Below are 16,837 nucleotides of genomic sequence, written 5' to 3' on the forward strand. Positions count from 1 at the left end.
AAATACATTTGTGAGACAAAAATCTCACGAAATGAAAACAGCAGAAACTTTTTGGGTACTAGGACATAAGGTTACAAATTATAGTACAACAGGCGATTATGATTTTGCTTTGGGAGAAACACCAGCGCATACACAAGGGCCACCACCACATCTACACAACGAACTTTCCGAAACGTTTTTAATAACTGAAGGTGAAATGGAGTTTATGGTAAATGGTGAAATAAAAAACGTTAAAGCTGGCGATTTGGTTGATTTACCTCCGAAAACCCTTCATACATTTACAAACAGAAGCGATTCAACATGTAAGTGGATCAATGTACACAGCCCTAAAGGATTTCGAGGTTTTTTTGAGTTTGTAGGTGTTCCTGTAAGTGATAACAATGCTCAAAAAGAATCTATAACTGAAGAAAAAATAAACACAGTAATTGAAAGAGCAGCCGATTTTGATATGATTATCAAAGTTTAAAACAAACGCTGTTGCTTAAAAGGACTTTCATGCTCCAATAACCACTGTTTTCTGTGTAAACCGCCAGCATATCCAGTCAAACTACCATCGCTGCCGATAATACGATGACACGGAATAATAATCCAAATAGGATTTTTCCCATTAGCATTTGCTACCGCTCTTATAGCTTTTACATCACCTAGCTTTTTAGAAAGGTCTAGATAAGATGCCGTTTTGCCAAAAGGAATTTTTAATAGTTCGTTCCACACCTGTTTTTGAAAATCGGTACCTTGGGGATTTAATTTTAAGTCGAATGATTGGCGTTTACCATTAAAATACTCATTTAGTTGGTAGGCACAGTCCTCTAAAGTTTCTGGAATAATATCAGAAAACATTTCGTCTGAATTTAAAACTGTAACAGTTTGTATACCATTTTCATCACCAATAATTTTAGTATACCCAAGAGGCGATTGAATGATACAGGATTCCATTATTCTTCAGTTTCAGGATTATTTAAAATACCAAGTTTCTTTGCACGAGCTTCCCAGTTTTTACGGGCTTGTAATTGTAAGTCAGAAACGTTATCACTTTCATCCATAATTTCAAGCCCTAGTAATGTTTCAATGACATCTTCCATGGTCACCAAACCACTTACAGAGCCGTATTCGTCTACAACTAAAGCCATATGATTTCGGCTTTCAACAAGTTTTTCAAATAATATTGGAATAGACAAGTCTCTATCAACAATTATGATTTCTCGTTTTAATTCAGATAATTTTTTGGAATTGTTATCAAGCGCCATTTCTTTAAAAACATCATCTTTTAAAACAAGTCCTTTAATATTGTCTTCCGTATCCACATAAATAGGTATTCTCGAAAAGCGTAAATTGAGATTTTTATTGAAAAATTCTTCAACGGTAGAGTTTTCGTTTTCGGTTTTCATAACTGTTCTGGGCGTCATAACGTCTTTAGCACGGACATCCTTAAACGTTAACAAGTTTTTTATAACCTTACTTTCGTTTTCTTGAAAAACACCTTCTTCGTGAGCCATATCTGTCATTACCATAAAGCCTTCACGGCTTAACACACTGCCATGTGCACTACCTCCAATAAGTTTTGTAGTCAGACGTAGTAACCATAAAATACCTGTCCATTTTAGAGGAAAGATTAAAATAGTTAAGGCCTTTGAGGTAAAATTGGCCAATTGTTTCCAATAGGTGGCACCAATGGTTTTGGGTATTATTTCTGAAGCAATTAAAATCAAAAGTGTCATAATTGCAGAAACAATACCGACTGTATTAATGCCGAATACCTCAACTTTATAGGGTAATTTTTCAGCCTCTATACCAACCATCATAGCGCCTAAAGTGTGTGCAATAGTATTCAAAGTAAGAATAGCAATCAGCGGTTGGTCAACATCCTTTTTTAGATTTTCAAGCGTTATTGCATAATCTTTGCCCTCTTGTTTTTTGACGTTTATAAAAGTTGGCGTAACACTTAAAAGCACAGCTTCAAGAATAGAACATAAAAAAGAAAAGAAAATGGAAATGGTTGCCCAGAAAATTAATGCACTCATTAATGTTAAATTAAGTTGGAGCTAATTTACGAAATCAATTTCACAATATCCTTGGCAAAATACGATGCTATAATGTCCGCACCTGCTCGCTTTATGGCAGTTACTTGTTCCATCATAACGGCGTCATGGTCTAACCAACCTTTTTCGGCAGCAGCTTTAAGCATAGCATATTCACCAGAAACTTGATATACAGCAACCGGAACATCCACTTCGTTTTTAATTTCACGGACAATATCCAAATAGCATAACCCTGGTTTTACCATCACAATATCGGCGCCTTCATCGATATCCATTTCGGTTTCACGAATAGCTTCGAATCGATTGGAAGGATCCATTTGATAAGTTTTTTTGTCCTTCGGAATATTAACCATGTCAACAGGGGCTGAATCTAAAGCATCACGAAACGGTCCATAAAATGCAGAAGCATATTTTGCCGAATAACTCATGATTCCAGTATCAGTAAATCCTTCATCTTCCAAGGCTTCGCGAATGGATAAAATACGACCATCCATCATATCACTTGGCGCAACAAAATTCGCACCAGCTTGAGCATGAGACACACTCATTTCGGCTAAAAAATCAATGGTAATATCATTAACAATTACACCGTTTTCAATAATACCGTCATGACCATAAACCGAGTAAGGATCCAAAGCGACGTCAGTCATGACCAACATCTCGGGACAAACATTTTTAACTGTTTTTATAGCACGTTGCATAAGACCATCTGGGTTTAAGGCCTCTTTTCCTTGGTTGTCTTTTAGATTGTCTGGAACTTTTACAAAAAGCAGAACTGACTTTAGACCAAGATTCCAAAGTTCTTTTACTTCTTGCTCCAATAAATCCAAACTGTAGCGAAAGTAGCTTGGCATGGAAGCGATTTCCGCTTTTACACCTTTACCTTCTACAACAAATAATGGTACTAAAAAATCGTTTGGAGTTATAATGGTTTCACGAACTAAACCTCTGATGGCTTCACTGGTTCTTAAGCGTCTATTTCTTCTTAAAGGATACATGTTTAGTTTTTTATTTTTTCAATTTCTTCATTCAATTTGTTTTGCATCTTATCAGCAAAAGCGACCAAAGATTTCGGCGCCCTAAAGCGATAGCCTACAAATATTTGAAAGTAAGGGATGTTATCATTTACTCGTGTTGATCTGTCTGCATTATGATTCAAAATTAGGTAGCTATAGTGTGTACCTAAATATAAATTATCAATATCATAGGTAGCCGAAGCCCTAAAGTTCAATTCGGTCAATAATGTAGTTAATGAGTCTTCACCATCGTATTTTGAATAATTCAGCCCAATTCCGGCAGAAACCCCTGCCGAAAGTAATATGTTTTTTGTAGGAACAAAATTGTAATAATAGGAAGGTGCAAAAGCAATATCGAAAGACTTATAATCATCATCAATTGGAGGGTTCACCAAATCTGTTCTAAAATTGAATTTAGAGTAGTAATATATAATGCTTGGAATAAAGCTTCCTGCACTTTTAAGCTGTTTTTCGTCTTGGGACGTTATAGCACGAAAAGAAAAATTCTCATTCCAGATATAGGATGTTGCACCACCAATTTTAAAATTTCTGGTTTTTGGTAAATAGACCGAAATATTATCATCCCTTAAATAGAAACCTTTTTCGTTGAAAAGATCAAAGGTTTGCATAAAGTGCTTCCCAAAAAAGGTTCTTAAGTTAAGGTTAAAAAGTTTAGAATCTTTATTGTCTTCATTTTTAGCCAAGAAATCCGGGGCAAATGAATAGGAAGCTGTTATGCCTCTAAAAGAGATTGAAGCACCAATACGGTTTTGTTTGTTAGGTTCAAGATTAAAGAAAGTATCAGAATTACGATCTTTAAGTATAAGCGAATTAGAAGTATTAACATAGTAAGCCCTAGCCGTTATTCTGTTAGGATAAGAAACCTTGTATTCAGTTTCTTCTTTGTAAATAATTTCTTCATTAGTTTCTTGAGAAAAGCACAATAATGGTAATGTAGATAAAAGAATAGAAAGCAAACTATTTTTTAGACCCATGATTTTGGTTGTTTTAAAACACTTAAAAGTTTTTCTTCTTTACTACCAACTTCTGGATGATGGTCGTAAACCCATTGTACATGAGGCGGTAAACTCATTAAAATACTTTCAATGCGGCCGTTGGTTTTTAAGCCAAACAAGGTGCCTTTATCGTGAACTAGATTAAATTCCACATAACGACCACGACGTATTTCTTGCCAATCGCGCTGTTCTTTAGAAAAAGGTAAATCCTTTCGTTTTTTAACTATTGGAATATAAGCTTCTAAAAAACTATCACCAATTTCAGTAACAAAGTTAAACCATTTTTCCATAGACATAGTATCGGTAGTCTTGCAATAATCAAAAAACAAACCACCAATGCCTCGCGCTTCATTTCGGTGCGAATTGTAAAAGTATTCATCGCACCTAGCTTTGTAGGTTTCGTAAAAATCTGGATTATGCTTATCACAAGCTGTTTTACAAACTTGATGAAAATGTTTGGCATCTTCTTCAAATAAGTAATATGGAGTTAAATCTTGTCCGCCGCCAAACCATTGGTCAACAATGTCGCCATTTTGATTGTACATTTCAAAGTAACGCCAATTGGCATGAACAGTCGGAACAAATGGGTTTTTTGGATGTAAAACCAGACTCAAACCACAGGCAAAAAAGTCCGCTTCAGAAACACCAAAATGCTTACGCATGGTTTCGGGCAGTTCGCCATGAACTGCCGAAATATTCACACCGCCTTTTTCAAAAACATTACCATTTTCAATCACGCGTGTTCTTCCACCACCACCTTCAGGGCGTTTCCAAATATCTTCTTGAAATTGTGCTTTGCCATCAACAGTTTCTAATTTAGAAGTGATGGTATCTTGTAAATCTTGTATGTATTGATAGAATGTGTCTTTGATATCTGAATTGTATTTGGAGGTTGGCCCTAGACCTGTCAGGTTTTTGAAACCTGACAGGTCTAATTGGTGAGCGTGTTTAAAATTGTCTAAATCATTAAAAAGTGTTAAGATATAGGGTTTATCATTACTGATAAGAGTTTTTTCGTTTAAAAAGTAATTGTTGTAGGATGTAAATTTATACTCATAAAACTTATTAGTCAATTTATGATTTTCAGGATTTTTATGAACATATAAGATGAGGTTCTTTAAGTAAGATTCATCATTGATTTTGATACGCTTAAAAGGTCTTTCAAATAAAGTACCAGTTCTATTTTTTTGTTTATTGAATGCTTTCGCATAGGCATTAAAAAGGTTTGAAAATGCTTGAATAGCTATTTTTTCTTCAGAAATAATTTTAACAACTAAATGAAAATGATTGTTCAGTAAACAATAGGCAGCAATACTAACCTTATCTTTAAGATGTTTGTCTATGAGTTTTAGAAAATAAGTCATATTATCTTCAGATTCAAAAAGAACAGAGCTGTTTATTCCTCTATTGAAAATATGATAGTAATGGTCTTTTTCTATTTTTTCAAGTTTCATTTAATAAGATTACAGTGATTTCTTTTTTTTGCGAGTTTTGCGAGACCTGTCAGGTTTTTTAAACCTGACAGGTCTCGCAGGCTTCAAACTTAACTTTTATATTCTTTTACAGCATCAATAAAGGCTTTAGCATGATCTAACGGAATGTTAGGCAAAATACCGTGACCCAAGTTTACAATGTATTTATCTTTCCCAAACTCATTGATCATTTGGGTTACCATCTTCTTAATTTCTGAAGGCGGAGAAAACAATCTGGTAGGATCAAAGTTTCCTTGTAGTGTAATTTTTCCACCAGTTAAATAGCGCGCATTTCTTGGAGAACAGGTCCAATCAACACCTAAAGCCGATGCCTTACTTTTAGACATCTCGTTTAGGGCAAACCAACACCCTTTTCCAAAGGCTATAACTGGAGCATCCTCATGCAATGCCTCAATAATTTGGTTGATATACTGCCAAGAAAACTCTTGATAATCGGTTGGCGATAACATACCTCCCCAAGAATCAAATACCTGAACAGCATTACAACCTGCTTTTACTTTTTCTTTTAAATAAGCTATAGTAGTATCTGTAATTTTCTGTAATAGTTGGTGTGCAGCTATTGGGTTTGTAAAACAAAATTCTTTGGCTTTATCAAAATTCTTGCTCCCTTGTCCCTGAACACAATAGCATAAAATAGTCCAGGGTGAACCTGCAAAACCAATTAAAGGAATCTCATCATTTAATTTTTCTTTGGTTGCTTTTATAGCTTGATACACATAATTAAGTGCGTCTTTAGCATCAGGAACAATAACGTTGTCCACATCTTTTTGAGAGCGTATTGGATTCGGTAGATAAGGCCCAAAATTAGGTTTCATTTGTACCTCAATGTTCATGGCTTGAGGTATAACCAAAATATCACTAAACAAAATGGCCGCATCCATACCAAATCTTCTTATTGGCTGAACCGTTATTTCACTGGCTAATTCTGGCGTTTGACAGCGCGTAAAGAAATCGTACTTGGCTTTAATTTCCATGAATTCTGGAAGGTAGCGACCAGCTTGTCGCATCATCCATACAGGAGGTCTTTCAACAGTTTCTCCTTTTAGGGCTTTTAAAAATAAATCGTTTTTTATCATATTTTGTCATTCCTGCGAAGGCAGGAATCTTTTTAAATTATTATAGCTTTTACTGGATTCCTGCCTTCGCAGGAATGACAACTAATTTGACTTTTATGTAATTAGGTCTCGACTCCGCTCGACCGGACAATTTTTGTCACCTCGAGCGAAGTCGTGAGATTTTAAATATAATTTTCGTTTACCAATTCTATAACACTTTCAACTGTAGGGACTTTTGCAATGCGTATATCCTTAAAATGTTTTTTAGCTTCTTTGGCGGTTGTTTCGCCTATGCAAAAGGCAATAATTTCAGCATTGTTTTCTTGTCTGTAGCTTTGTACCGTTGATGGACTATAGAGCATAACCCCTTCAACTGAATCTTTGAGTTTCACAGCATCGAATTTCGTTTGATAGGCTTCTACTTCAGTAACCGATATATTGTTTTCTTCTAAAATGGAAGGCAAGGCATCTAACCGGATATCGCTACAGAAGTAGGTTACTTCGGTTCCTTCAATATAATCAACTAAATATTCAGCTAATTTTTGGGCGTTTTTTTCACTGTGCTTAACAGGGCCTATACGGTTTTCAATAAGTTTTTTGGTTCGTCTGCCTACGCAATAAATGTTCTGAAACTGTAATTCAGTGGCCGAAAAATTATGTAATAAAGCTTCCACAGCATTTTTGCTAGTTATAACTACATTTTGAATCGGTTTTCTAACAACTTGTGGCTTTATTCTGTTGAGACTAATTTTTACAAAATCGGAACTATCGACACCTATATTTTCATTAAATAATTGTAACTGATCTTCAGTAAGCGATTTGGTAGAATACACTTTAGTCCCAACCGAAGAACGTTTAATAGTATCCATTAAGCGCTTTCCACCACGTTCAATAATATAATTAGCACAAAAATTAGCCAAATCGTGATGATGTCCTAATTTTTCAGAACGTTTAACTTCAATTTTCTTACTACCATCTGTACTCAATAAAACGCCTTCAAGTGTAATTTCTTCATCTTTAATAAATGCCAAAGCACCAATTGGAGCTGTACAACCACCTTCCAGTTTATTTAAAAACTCACGCTCAATGGTTGTGCATATTTCAGTTTCCTCGTGGTTTAATTCGGAACAGATTGCCTTAATGTCCTCATCTTCTTCAAGAGCAGTAATCATTATGGCGCCTTGGGCAGGAGCAGGAATCATCCAATTTAAGTTAATGGCATTAGCTGGGCGTAGTCCTATACGACCAATACCTGCCGCGGCAAAAATAGCAGCGTTCCAATGTTCGTTTTCTTCCAATTTTTGTAAACGGGAATTAACGTTACCTCTTAAATTTTCAACGGTATGGGTAGGATAGCGGTTAAGCCACTGTGCGCGACGTCTTAAACTACCTGTAGCAATAACAGCATTTTTGGCACCTAAAAATTCTTCATTGTTTTTAAAAACCAAGGTGTCACGAACATTCCCACGCTTTAAAACAGCGACTTGAACTATACCTTTAGGTAAAAGCGTTGGTACATCTTTTAAGGAATGCACAGCAATATCGATATCGTTGTTGAGCATGGCAATATCAAGCGTTTTTGTAAATATACCTGTAATGCCCAACTCGTAAAGCGGCTTGTTTAAAACAACATCACCTGTTGATTTAACAGGTACTAATTCGGTTTTATGACCTAAATGCTCTAATTGACTTTTTACAATATTGGCTTGATATAAGGCTAACTCACTATCGCGGGTACCTATTCGGATGGTTCTAGACATGGTGGGTAGTTTCTTCTAATTGAAACACTTTTTTTATAAGCTCTAAACTATCATTAGTAGAAATAGCATCATCTTTTAAATGATGGGCAAAATGATTGGTTATTTTTTGAATGATATTATTGCTAATAATTTCGGCTTGCTCTTCATTAAAGTTAGCTAATTTCTTACGTTGAGAATCCAATTCAGCAACTTTAAAATCCTGAAGTTTATTTTTTAGTGCTTTAATGGTAGGTGCAAATTTACGTGTTTCCAACCATGCATTAAAATCAGATTCAACGTCTTGAATTATTTTTTCAGCTAACGGAATGTCCTGTTTGCGTTTTTCTAATGTATCATCGGTAATTTTTGAAAGATAATCCAAATGAATAAGCTTAACGGTATCTAAATCCGAAACATTTTCATTCACGTTTTTGGGAATAGATAAATCTAAAATAAGTAACTCCTTATTGCTTTGAATAATGTCTTTATCAACTGTAGGATGTTGAGCTCCAGTAGCCACTATTAATATATCACAAGCGTTTATTTCCTCTTGTAAATTGGCATAATCCTTTACAGTTAAGTTGAATTTTCCCGCAATAGCTTCAGCTTTCGTTTTGGTACGATTTATAAGTGTAATATGCGGATTCTGTGTATGCTTTATTAAGTTTTCACAGGTATTTCTACCAATTTTTCCTGTGCCAAAAAGTAAAATATTCTTGCTTGAGATATTTTTAACAGTATTCAATATATACTGAACCGATGCAAATGAAACAGAAGTAGCACCAGTTGAAATATTTGTTTCTGTCTTAATGCGTTTACTGGCTTGTATTACAGCGTTAATAAGGCGCTCTAAAAAAGCATTCAACAACCCTTTTTGTTTAGAAGCTATTGTAGCCTGTTTTAACTGACCTATAATTTCAAAATCACCTAATATTTGACTATCAAGCCCTGAACCTACTCGAAATAAATGCGAAATGGCTTCGCTGTTTTTGTAAACGAAAGCCACTTTTTGAAATTCTTCAACGGTTCCAACAGTATTATCACAAAGCAATTTGATAAGCTGAAAAGGATGTTGCGCAAAGCCGTAAATCTCTGTACGATTACAAGTAGAAGTTACTATTAAACTCTCAACGCCTTCATTTTTGGCCTGTTCCAATAATTTGGATTTGGCTTCAGCATCCAGGCTAAAGTGACCACGAATTTCTGCATCGGCTTTTTTATAACTTAAACCAATAGCATAAAAAGAATTTCCTTTTGAAATATTGTAGCGCTCCATTACCTGACTTGGAATTTACCAAGCAAAAATAGAATGGATATATTAATAAAAATAACGCCAAAAGAACTTTTAGTATCGCTTGTAGTTTTTTAATCAATAAATATTAAATAATATGATAATTGTCATACTTTTGCTGTAATATCAATACTTTTGATTAATTTAGTTTAGAACCATTCTAAATAAAAACAATATTATGCAAGAAAATAGCCAGCCTAAAAGTATCGCTAAAGGATCTTTTGAGGAATCATTTATTGACGATGGTTTTATAGTTTTAACATTTCAAAATAATTCAAACGAAATTAAAACGGTTGAACGTGAGATAGATAGCAGTTATATACAATTTCACTTTTGCATTAAGGGTTCTAGCGCGTTTCAGTTCAATAACGGAACTTACACCCTAAATATTCAGGAAGAAACGTCATTGCTATTATATAATCCTGAACGTGATTTACCAATTTATATGGATGTTAACCCAAATTCTTGGTTGGTTTCCGTTTTAATTTCCATAAAAAAGTTCCACCGCCTATTTTCACTAGAAGCTGACTACATTACGTTTTTAAGTGAAGATAATCGCCATAAAAAATATTACAAAGATGGAAGCATTACACCGTCTATGGCAATCGTTCTCAATCAATTGGTGAATTATAATTTAAATCAGTCTATCAAGAATCTTTATTTTAAAGGGAAAGCTTATGAGTTGTTAAGCCTATATTTTAATAGAAGTGAAGATGCCAATATTGAGCAATGTCCGTTTTTAGCCGATGAAACCAACGTTATAAAAATTCGTAAAGCAAAAGATATAATTATTTCTAGAATGGCTGAACCACCAACTCTTCAAGAACTGGCAGATGAAATTCAGTTGAGCTTGAAAAAATTAAAAGAAGGTTTCAAGGAAATTTATGGCGATTCTGTATTCAGTTTTTTATTTGATTATAAAATGGAAGTTGCCCGAAAACTATTAGAATCAGGTGACCACAATGTAAATGAGGTTGGTTTGCGAGTAGGTTATAGTACAGCGAGTCATTTTATAGCGGCATTTAAAAAGAAATATGGTACCACACCAAAAAAATATGTGATGTCTTTGAATTAATTTCAGGGCAAATAATTGATATGAAAAAAGGAATATTATTAGTAAATCTGGGTTCTCCAGATAGTCCCAATCCTAAAGATGTAAAAAGGTATTTAGGTGAATTTTTAATGGATGAACGTGTAATTGACGTACCGCTTTGGGCCAGAAACCTTTTGGTAAAAGGAATCATTTTAAACACTAGACCTAAAGCATCAGCGGCAGCCTATAAAAAAATATGGTGGAAAGAAGGCTCGCCTTTAATTGTTTTGTCAGAACGTTTAAAGAAAAAGGTTCAAGAAAAAGTCGATTTTCCAGTTGCTTTGGCCATGCGTTATGGCAGTATGACCATAAAGAATGGCTTGCAAGAATTAGTTGATAAAGGCGTTGAAGAAGTTCTGCTAATTCCATTATATCCGCAATTTGCCATGGCAACAACCGAAACCATTTTGGTTTTAGCCGAAGAGGTTAGAAAGCAATATTTTCCAAACTTAACTATTTCAGATTTACCAGCTTTTTACAACAAACCCGAATATATTGAAGTATTGTCTAACTCTATAAAACGTCATTTGGAAGGAAAAGACATGGACCACTTGTTATTTTCTTATCATGGTGTTCCAGAGCGTCATATTCGAAAAAGTGATATTACTAAATCGCATTGTAAAATAGATGGCAGTTGTTGTAAAACACCATCAAGTGCTCATGAGTTTTGTTATAGGCATCAATGTTTTGAGGTAACTCGTTTAGTTGCTGAAAAATTAAACCTTGAGGATGGAACCTATTCAACCAGCTTTCAATCGCGATTAGGATTTGACCCTTGGTTGCAACCCTACACAGATAGAACTATTGAACGTTTAGGAAAAGATGGTATAAAAAACATGGCTATTGTAACACCAGCTTTTGTTAGTGATTGTCTGGAAACCTTAGAGGAGATTGCTATGGAAGGACAAGAAATATTTCATGAAATAGGTGGGAATGAGTTTACAACCGTACCATGTTTAAATGATGACGATGCATGGGTTCGTATTCTAGCTGATTGGATAAACGAATGGGCAGATTCCCAAACTGTATTATCTGAATGAAAAAATCTTCATCAGTTGATTTAGGAACACAGCCCATAGGCAAATTACTTATTAAACAGGCTGTACCAGCTTCTATTGGAATATTGGTGATGTCCTTGAACATTTTAGTGGACACCATTTTTGTGGGTAACTGGATAGGCTCCGCAGCCATTGCTGCCATTAACGTGGTGTTGCCTGTTTCCTTTTTTATTGCAGCTTTAGGAATGAGTATTGGTATTGGAGGTTCTTCAATAATCTCACGTGCATTAGGTGCAAATAACTCTAACAAGGCCTTAAAAACATTTGGTAATCAGTTAACTCTAACACTCCTGTTAACAGTTACCATGATTACTTTCGGATTGTATTATGTTAATGATATTATTCCTGCGTTTGGTGGAAAAGGGAATATTTTTGAGCCTGCAAAAATCTATTATAAAATTGTATTGTATGGTGTTCCTTTTCTTGCCTTATGCATGATGGGAAATACGGTTATTAGAGCAGAAGGCAAGCCAAAGTTTGCTATGTATGCTATGATGATTCCATCTGTTGGTAATCTGCTTTTAGATTATTTATTTATCAATGTTTTAGACTACGGAATGGTTGGAGCAGCTTGGGCAACTACTGGATCGTATTTGTTATGCTTTGCCTTTATTTTATGGTTTTTCCTTTCTGAAAATTCAGAGTTAAAAATAAAATGGCATCACTTTGGACTGAATCTTTCTATTATAAAAGAGATTAGCTCGCTTGGTTTTGTAACCTTGGCAAGACAAGCCGTAGTTAGTATAACCTACCTATTTATGAATAATATTCTATTTGAGTTGGGTGGCGAAACATCAGTAACAGCTTATGCCATAGTTGGGCGCATGCTCATGTTTGCATTATTTCCAGTTTATGGTATTACGCAAGGGTTTTTGCCTATTGCAGGTTATAATTATGGTGCGCAAAAATATGGCCGCGTTCGAGAAAGCATCAATACAGCCATTAAGTATGCTATGGCTTTAGCTACATTGGTATTTGTTTTATTGATGATATTTCCTGAAGGGATTACAAAATTATTTACCACAAATCCAGATGTAATTGCAGAAACCCCAAGTGCTATGCGCTGGGTATTTGCGGCTACACCAATAATTGCCTTACAACTTATTGGAGCGGCTTATTTTCAAGCTGTTGGTAAAGCAACACCTGCGCTTCTACTCACATTAACACGACAAGGATTTTTCTTTATTCCACTCATTTTCATTTTGCCAATATTTTATAACGAATTAGGTGTATGGATGTCCTTCCCAATAGCTGATGTTTTAGCAACTATTGTGACGGCATATTTCTTAAACAGAGAAATTAAAATGAATTTAAAATTGAAAAAGAATAGTGCTTAATAATCCGTATTTTTAGTCCTCATTAACCAAAACCCAAAAAATTATGCGACTGTTATTATTTCTTTTATGCATACTGTTATTACCTTTTAATATTGCAGCTCAAACTTTTGAAGAGTCAAAATACGATGCTTTAGAGTATCGATTGTTAGGCCCTTTTCGTGGTGGAAGAAGCGCAGCCGTTACTGGTGTTCCCAATAAACCCAACTTGTTTTATTTTGGAGCAACAGGTGGTGGAATTTGGAAAACAACAGATGGCGGTAGAACTTGGGAAAATATTTCAGATGGCTTTTTTGGTGGAAGTATTGGTGCCATTTCAGTTTCAAAAAGCGATCCAAATGTCTTGTATGCCGGAGGTGGAGAGAAAACTGTTCGCGGCAACGTGTCATCTGGATATGGGATATGGAAAAGTGTTGATGCTGGAAAAACTTGGGAACAGTCTGGACTGGAAAAGTCAAGACATATTCCTCGAATCGCAATAGATCAAACCAACCATAATGTGGTTTACGCAGGTGTTTTAGGAAATATCTATAAACCGACACAAGAGAGAGGTGTTTATAAAAGTGAAGATGGCGGAAAAACATGGCGCAAAACACTATTTGTAAATGAGCATGCAGGTGTAGTTGACCTATTGGTCGACCCAACTAACCCAAGAATTTTATATGCGTCAACATGGCGCGTACAACGTACACCCTATAGTTTAAGTTCTGGAGGTGAAGGATCAGCCCTTTGGAAAAGTACCGATAAAGGTGAAACCTGGAAAGAGATTTCAGCAAACAAAGGATTCCCAACAGACACACTCGGCATTATTGGTGTAACCGTGTCTCCAGTAAATAATCAACGTGTTTGGGCTATGGTTGAAAACAAAGATAAAGGTGGTTTATACCGAAGTGATGATGGTGGCGAAACATGGAATCAAGTCAATAGTGAACGTAAATTAAGACAACGTGCTTGGTATTATACACGAGTTTATGCCGATACTAAAGATGTAGATGTGGTTTACGTTTTAAATGTACGTTATCATAAAAGTACAGATGGCGGAAAATCTTTCGATACCTATAATGCACCTCATGGTGATCATCACGATTTATGGATAGCACCAGAAAACCCAAATCGGATGATTATTGGAGACGATGGTGGCGCTCAAGTAACTTACGATGGTGGCGAAACTTGGAGCACTTATCATAACCAACCAACTTCTCAATTTTATCGCGTAACTACTGATAATCATTTTCCTTATCGTATTTATGCTGCTCAACAAGATAATTCAACAATAAGAATTCCACATCGCACAGATGGATGGTCTATAACCGAAGACGATTGGGAAAGCACTGCTGGAGGAGAATCGGCGCATATTGCTATCGATCCAGATGACAGTGATATCGTGTATGGTGGAAGTTATGGCGGATTTCTAACGCGTGTAAATCACAAAAAAGGAACGGTTAGAGCTATAAATGTTTGGCCAGATAATCCTATGGGTTATGGAGCTGAAGGTATGAAATATCGTTTTCAATGGAATTTTCCTATTATTTTTTCAAAGCATAATTCTGATAGATTATATACCTTTTCTCAATATGTTCATGTTACTGAAAACGAAGGACAATCTTGGGAAATTATAAGCCCAGATTTAACCAAAAGTGATCCTGAAAAGATGAAATCGTCTGGAGGGCCAATTACACAAGATAATACAGGTGTTGAGTATTACTGTACTATTTTTGCTGCGCAAGAATCACCTTTAAAAGAAGGCTTGCTTTGGGTTGGTAGTGACGACGGATTAATTCACATTACCAAAAATGGAGGCGAAACGTGGGAAAACATTACACCAAAAGGTATGCCTGAATGGATGATGATTAATAGTATTGAACCAAGTGCTTTTGATGAAGGGACTTGCTATGTGGCAGGAACTAAATATAAAACTGGCGATTTTCAGCCGTATTTATACAAAACAACCGACTATGGCAAATCATGGACAAAAATCACCAATGGTATAAATCCAGAACATTTTACAAGAGTTGTTCGTGAAGACCCTAAACAAAAAGGCTTGTTATATGCAGGAACCGAAACAGGTATGTATATTTCGTTTAACGATGGTAAAAATTGGCAACCATTTCAGTTGAATTTACCAATAGTTCCCATAACCGATTTAACAATTAAGGATAATAATTTAATTGTCGCAACACAAGGTAGAAGTCTTTGGATTATTGATGATTTAACGGTTCTCCATCAACTGTATAATTCCAACACAAATGAAAGCATGCTTTTTAAACCAAAAGACACCTATCGCATGGATGGCAACGGACGATCTGGAAGTAAAACATCAGGAACCAATCATCCAAAAGGTGTAATGACGTATTTCAATTTGAAAGATTACAACGAAGACGATGTGGTTAGTTTAACCTATTTCGACCAGAAAGGTGATACCATTAAGACCTTTAGCACAACAAATCAAAAGAAAGATAAACTTGAAGTTAAAAAAGGTATGAATCAATTTAACTGGAATATGACGTATGATGGCGCAGAAAAGTTAGATGGAATGATTTTATGGTGGGCAAGTTTAAGCGGACCTCAAGCCGTACCAGGAAATTATAGGGTAGAATTGAAAGTTAATGATGAGGTATTGTCAAAACCATTCACAATTTTAGCAGATCCACGCTCTGAAAGCTCATTGGAAGATATGAAAGCGCAATTCGAGTTCATAACAGACGTGAATAAAACTATGGACGAAGCACACAAGACCATAAAAAAAATTCGTAAAATAGATAAACAGTTGTCAGCCTTTGAATCACAATACAAAGATGATGATCGCGTTTCAGATTTAATTGAAAAGTCAAAAACACTTCGTGAACAATTTTCTGAAATTGAAAAAGCTTTATATCAAACCAAAAATAGAAGTGGTCAAGATCCATTGAATTTCCCAATTCGTTTAACTAACAAATTGGGCCATTTAAACGCATTGGTTGGTATGGGAGATTTTGGGCCAACAGATCAAGATATTGCTGTAAAAAATGAATTAACAGAAAAAATTGACAAACAATTACAAGCTTTTAATTTATTGGTTTCAGAAGAAATTAAAGCGTTTAACACAGCATTCAATAATAAACAGTTAAACTATTTATTCCTTGAAGACTAATGGAGTATTACAATTATATTAAATCCTTACACCTCATTTTTGTCATAACCTGGTTTGCAGGCTTGTTTTATATTCCTAGGCTATTTGTTTATCAAATAGAAGCCTATCATAAACCTTCACCTGAAAAAGAAATTTTAGGTAAGCAATTAAAGCTTATGGCAAAGCGCTTATGGAATATTATCACTTGGCCATCGGCAATATTAGCAACCCTGTTTGCTGTTTGGTTGTTAATTTTAATGCCGTCTTGGTTACAACAACCCTGGATGCACGTTAAGTTAGGTTTTGTGGTTTTATTGATTGTTTACCATCTGAAAACGCATCAGTTTTATAAACAGCTGCAAAACGATGATGTTCGCAAAACATCTAACTTCATGAGGCTTTGGAATGAAGGCGCCACCTTTATTCTGTTTGCTGTGGTATTCTTGGTGATATTGAAAAGTGCTTTCAACTGGATTTTTGGGGTCATAGGAATTTTTGTATTGGGATTACTAATTATGCTAGGTTTCAAAATCTATAAAAACATTCGCAGTAAAAATCCTAATGTCTAAACCATTTGGCTTGATTATTGTTATA

General features: G+C 35.2%; 14 protein-coding genes. 6 read left to right on the top strand and 8 right to left on the bottom strand.

The window, feature by feature from the left end:
* Positions 1-31: 31 nt before the first annotated feature.
* Positions 32-466 carry a cupin domain-containing protein gene (locus tag MTX13_RS06925; protein WP_250433726.1) on the top strand — a complete coding sequence of 145 codons (435 nt, stop codon included), beginning with the start codon at positions 32-34 and terminating at the stop codon, positions 464-466.
* On the opposite strand, the gene MTX13_RS06930 is transcribed toward MTX13_RS06925, so the two are convergent.
* From MTX13_RS06930 to hemA, 8 genes are all read right to left on the bottom strand, one after another.
* Positions 463-936, bottom strand: a complete 474-nt coding sequence (locus MTX13_RS06930) for a methylated-DNA--[protein]-cysteine S-methyltransferase (protein ID WP_250433727.1) — start codon at positions 934-936, stop codon at positions 463-465. The genes MTX13_RS06925 and MTX13_RS06930 overlap by 4 nt on opposite strands.
* Entirely contained in the window at positions 936-2,021 is a 1,086-nt protein-coding gene (locus MTX13_RS06935) for a CNNM domain-containing protein (RefSeq protein ID WP_250433728.1), read from the bottom strand. Before MTX13_RS06935 ends, MTX13_RS06930 begins: the two co-directional genes overlap by 1 nt.
* A 26-nt stretch (positions 2,022-2,047) precedes the next feature.
* Complete coding sequence (hemB, locus tag MTX13_RS06940; RefSeq protein ID WP_250433729.1) at positions 2,048-3,037, bottom strand: porphobilinogen synthase; 990 nt, start codon at positions 3,035-3,037, stop codon at positions 2,048-2,050.
* A gap of 2 nt (positions 3,038-3,039) precedes the next feature.
* A complete protein-coding gene (locus MTX13_RS06945) occupies positions 3,040-4,050 on the bottom strand; it encodes a DUF4421 domain-containing protein (RefSeq protein ID WP_250433730.1) in 1,011 nt (336 codons plus the stop codon).
* On the bottom strand, positions 4,041-4,943 hold the full coding sequence (gene hemF, locus MTX13_RS06950; RefSeq protein WP_250433879.1) for an oxygen-dependent coproporphyrinogen oxidase: 903 nt from the start codon (positions 4,941-4,943) through the stop codon (positions 4,041-4,043). The genes MTX13_RS06945 and hemF overlap by 10 nt, the downstream gene beginning before the upstream one ends.
* A gap of 671 nt (positions 4,944-5,614) precedes the next feature.
* On the bottom strand, positions 5,615-6,640 hold the full coding sequence (gene hemE / locus MTX13_RS06955; protein WP_250433731.1) for a uroporphyrinogen decarboxylase: 1,026 nt from the start codon (positions 6,638-6,640) through the stop codon (positions 5,615-5,617).
* A 161-nt stretch (positions 6,641-6,801) separates the two neighbouring features.
* A complete protein-coding gene (hemC, locus tag MTX13_RS06960; RefSeq protein WP_250433732.1) occupies positions 6,802-8,379 on the bottom strand; it encodes a hydroxymethylbilane synthase in 1,578 nt (525 codons plus the stop codon).
* Positions 8,372-9,634 carry a glutamyl-tRNA reductase gene (gene hemA, locus MTX13_RS06965; RefSeq protein ID WP_250433733.1) on the bottom strand — a complete coding sequence of 421 codons (1,263 nt, stop codon included), beginning with the start codon at positions 9,632-9,634 and terminating at the stop codon, positions 8,372-8,374. The genes hemC and hemA overlap by 8 nt, the downstream gene beginning before the upstream one ends.
* 193 nt (positions 9,635-9,827) lie before the next feature.
* On the opposite strand from hemA, the gene MTX13_RS06970 reads away from it, so the two are divergent.
* The 5 genes from MTX13_RS06970 to MTX13_RS06990 are packed head-to-tail and all read left to right on the top strand — an operon-like array spanning position 9,828 to position 16,812.
* Positions 9,828-10,724, top strand: a complete 897-nt coding sequence (locus MTX13_RS06970) for a helix-turn-helix transcriptional regulator (protein ID WP_250433735.1) — start codon at positions 9,828-9,830, stop codon at positions 10,722-10,724.
* A 20-nt stretch (positions 10,725-10,744) separates the two neighbouring features.
* The gene (hemH, locus tag MTX13_RS06975; protein WP_250433737.1) at positions 10,745-11,782 is read left to right on the top strand and encodes a ferrochelatase; all 1,038 of its coding nucleotides are present in this window, start codon (positions 10,745-10,747) and stop codon (positions 11,780-11,782) included.
* A complete protein-coding gene (locus tag MTX13_RS06980; RefSeq protein ID WP_250433738.1) occupies positions 11,779-13,137 on the top strand; it encodes an MATE family efflux transporter in 1,359 nt (452 codons plus the stop codon). Before hemH ends, MTX13_RS06980 begins: the two co-directional genes overlap by 4 nt.
* A gap of 43 nt (positions 13,138-13,180) precedes the next feature.
* Positions 13,181-16,264, top strand: coding sequence for a VPS10 domain-containing protein (locus tag MTX13_RS06985; RefSeq protein ID WP_250433740.1), 3,084 nt, complete (start codon positions 13,181-13,183; stop codon positions 16,262-16,264).
* On the top strand, positions 16,264-16,812 hold the full coding sequence (locus tag MTX13_RS06990) for a CopD family protein (RefSeq protein ID WP_250433742.1): 549 nt from the start codon (positions 16,264-16,266) through the stop codon (positions 16,810-16,812). Before MTX13_RS06985 ends, MTX13_RS06990 begins: the two co-directional genes overlap by 1 nt.
* Positions 16,813-16,837: the final 25 nt, after the last annotated feature.

Origin of the sequence: Hanstruepera flava (genome assembly GCF_023634025.1) — a bacterium.
Classification (GTDB): Bacteria; Bacteroidota; Bacteroidia; order Flavobacteriales; family Flavobacteriaceae; genus Hanstruepera; species Hanstruepera flava.

Excerpts from the sequence above, each read along its gene's own strand:
- MTX13_RS06925 (WP_250433726.1), top strand. The coding sequence starts at position 32 with ATGAAAACAGCAGAAACTTTTTGGGTACTAGGACATAAGGTTACAAAT.
- MTX13_RS06930 (WP_250433727.1), bottom strand. The coding sequence starts at position 936 with ATGGAATCCTGTATCATTCAATCGCCTCTTGGGTATACTAAAATTATT.
- MTX13_RS06935 (WP_250433728.1), bottom strand. The coding sequence starts at position 2,021 with ATGAGTGCATTAATTTTCTGGGCAACCATTTCCATTTTCTTTTCTTTT.
- hemB (WP_250433729.1), bottom strand. The coding sequence starts at position 3,037 with ATGTATCCTTTAAGAAGAAATAGACGCTTAAGAACCAGTGAAGCCATC.
- MTX13_RS06945 (WP_250433730.1), bottom strand. The coding sequence starts at position 4,050 with ATGGGTCTAAAAAATAGTTTGCTTTCTATTCTTTTATCTACATTACCA.
- hemE (WP_250433731.1), bottom strand. The coding sequence starts at position 6,640 with ATGATAAAAAACGATTTATTTTTAAAAGCCCTAAAAGGAGAAACTGTT.
- hemC (WP_250433732.1), bottom strand. The coding sequence starts at position 8,379 with ATGTCTAGAACCATCCGAATAGGTACCCGCGATAGTGAGTTAGCCTTA.
- hemA (WP_250433733.1), bottom strand. The coding sequence starts at position 9,634 with ATGGAGCGCTACAATATTTCAAAAGGAAATTCTTTTTATGCTATTGGT.
- MTX13_RS06970 (WP_250433735.1), top strand. The coding sequence starts at position 9,828 with ATGCAAGAAAATAGCCAGCCTAAAAGTATCGCTAAAGGATCTTTTGAG.
- hemH (WP_250433737.1), top strand. The coding sequence starts at position 10,745 with ATGAAAAAAGGAATATTATTAGTAAATCTGGGTTCTCCAGATAGTCCC.
- MTX13_RS06980 (WP_250433738.1), top strand. The coding sequence starts at position 11,779 with ATGAAAAAATCTTCATCAGTTGATTTAGGAACACAGCCCATAGGCAAA.
- MTX13_RS06985 (WP_250433740.1), top strand. The coding sequence starts at position 13,181 with ATGCGACTGTTATTATTTCTTTTATGCATACTGTTATTACCTTTTAAT.
- MTX13_RS06990 (WP_250433742.1), top strand. The coding sequence starts at position 16,264 with ATGGAGTATTACAATTATATTAAATCCTTACACCTCATTTTTGTCATA.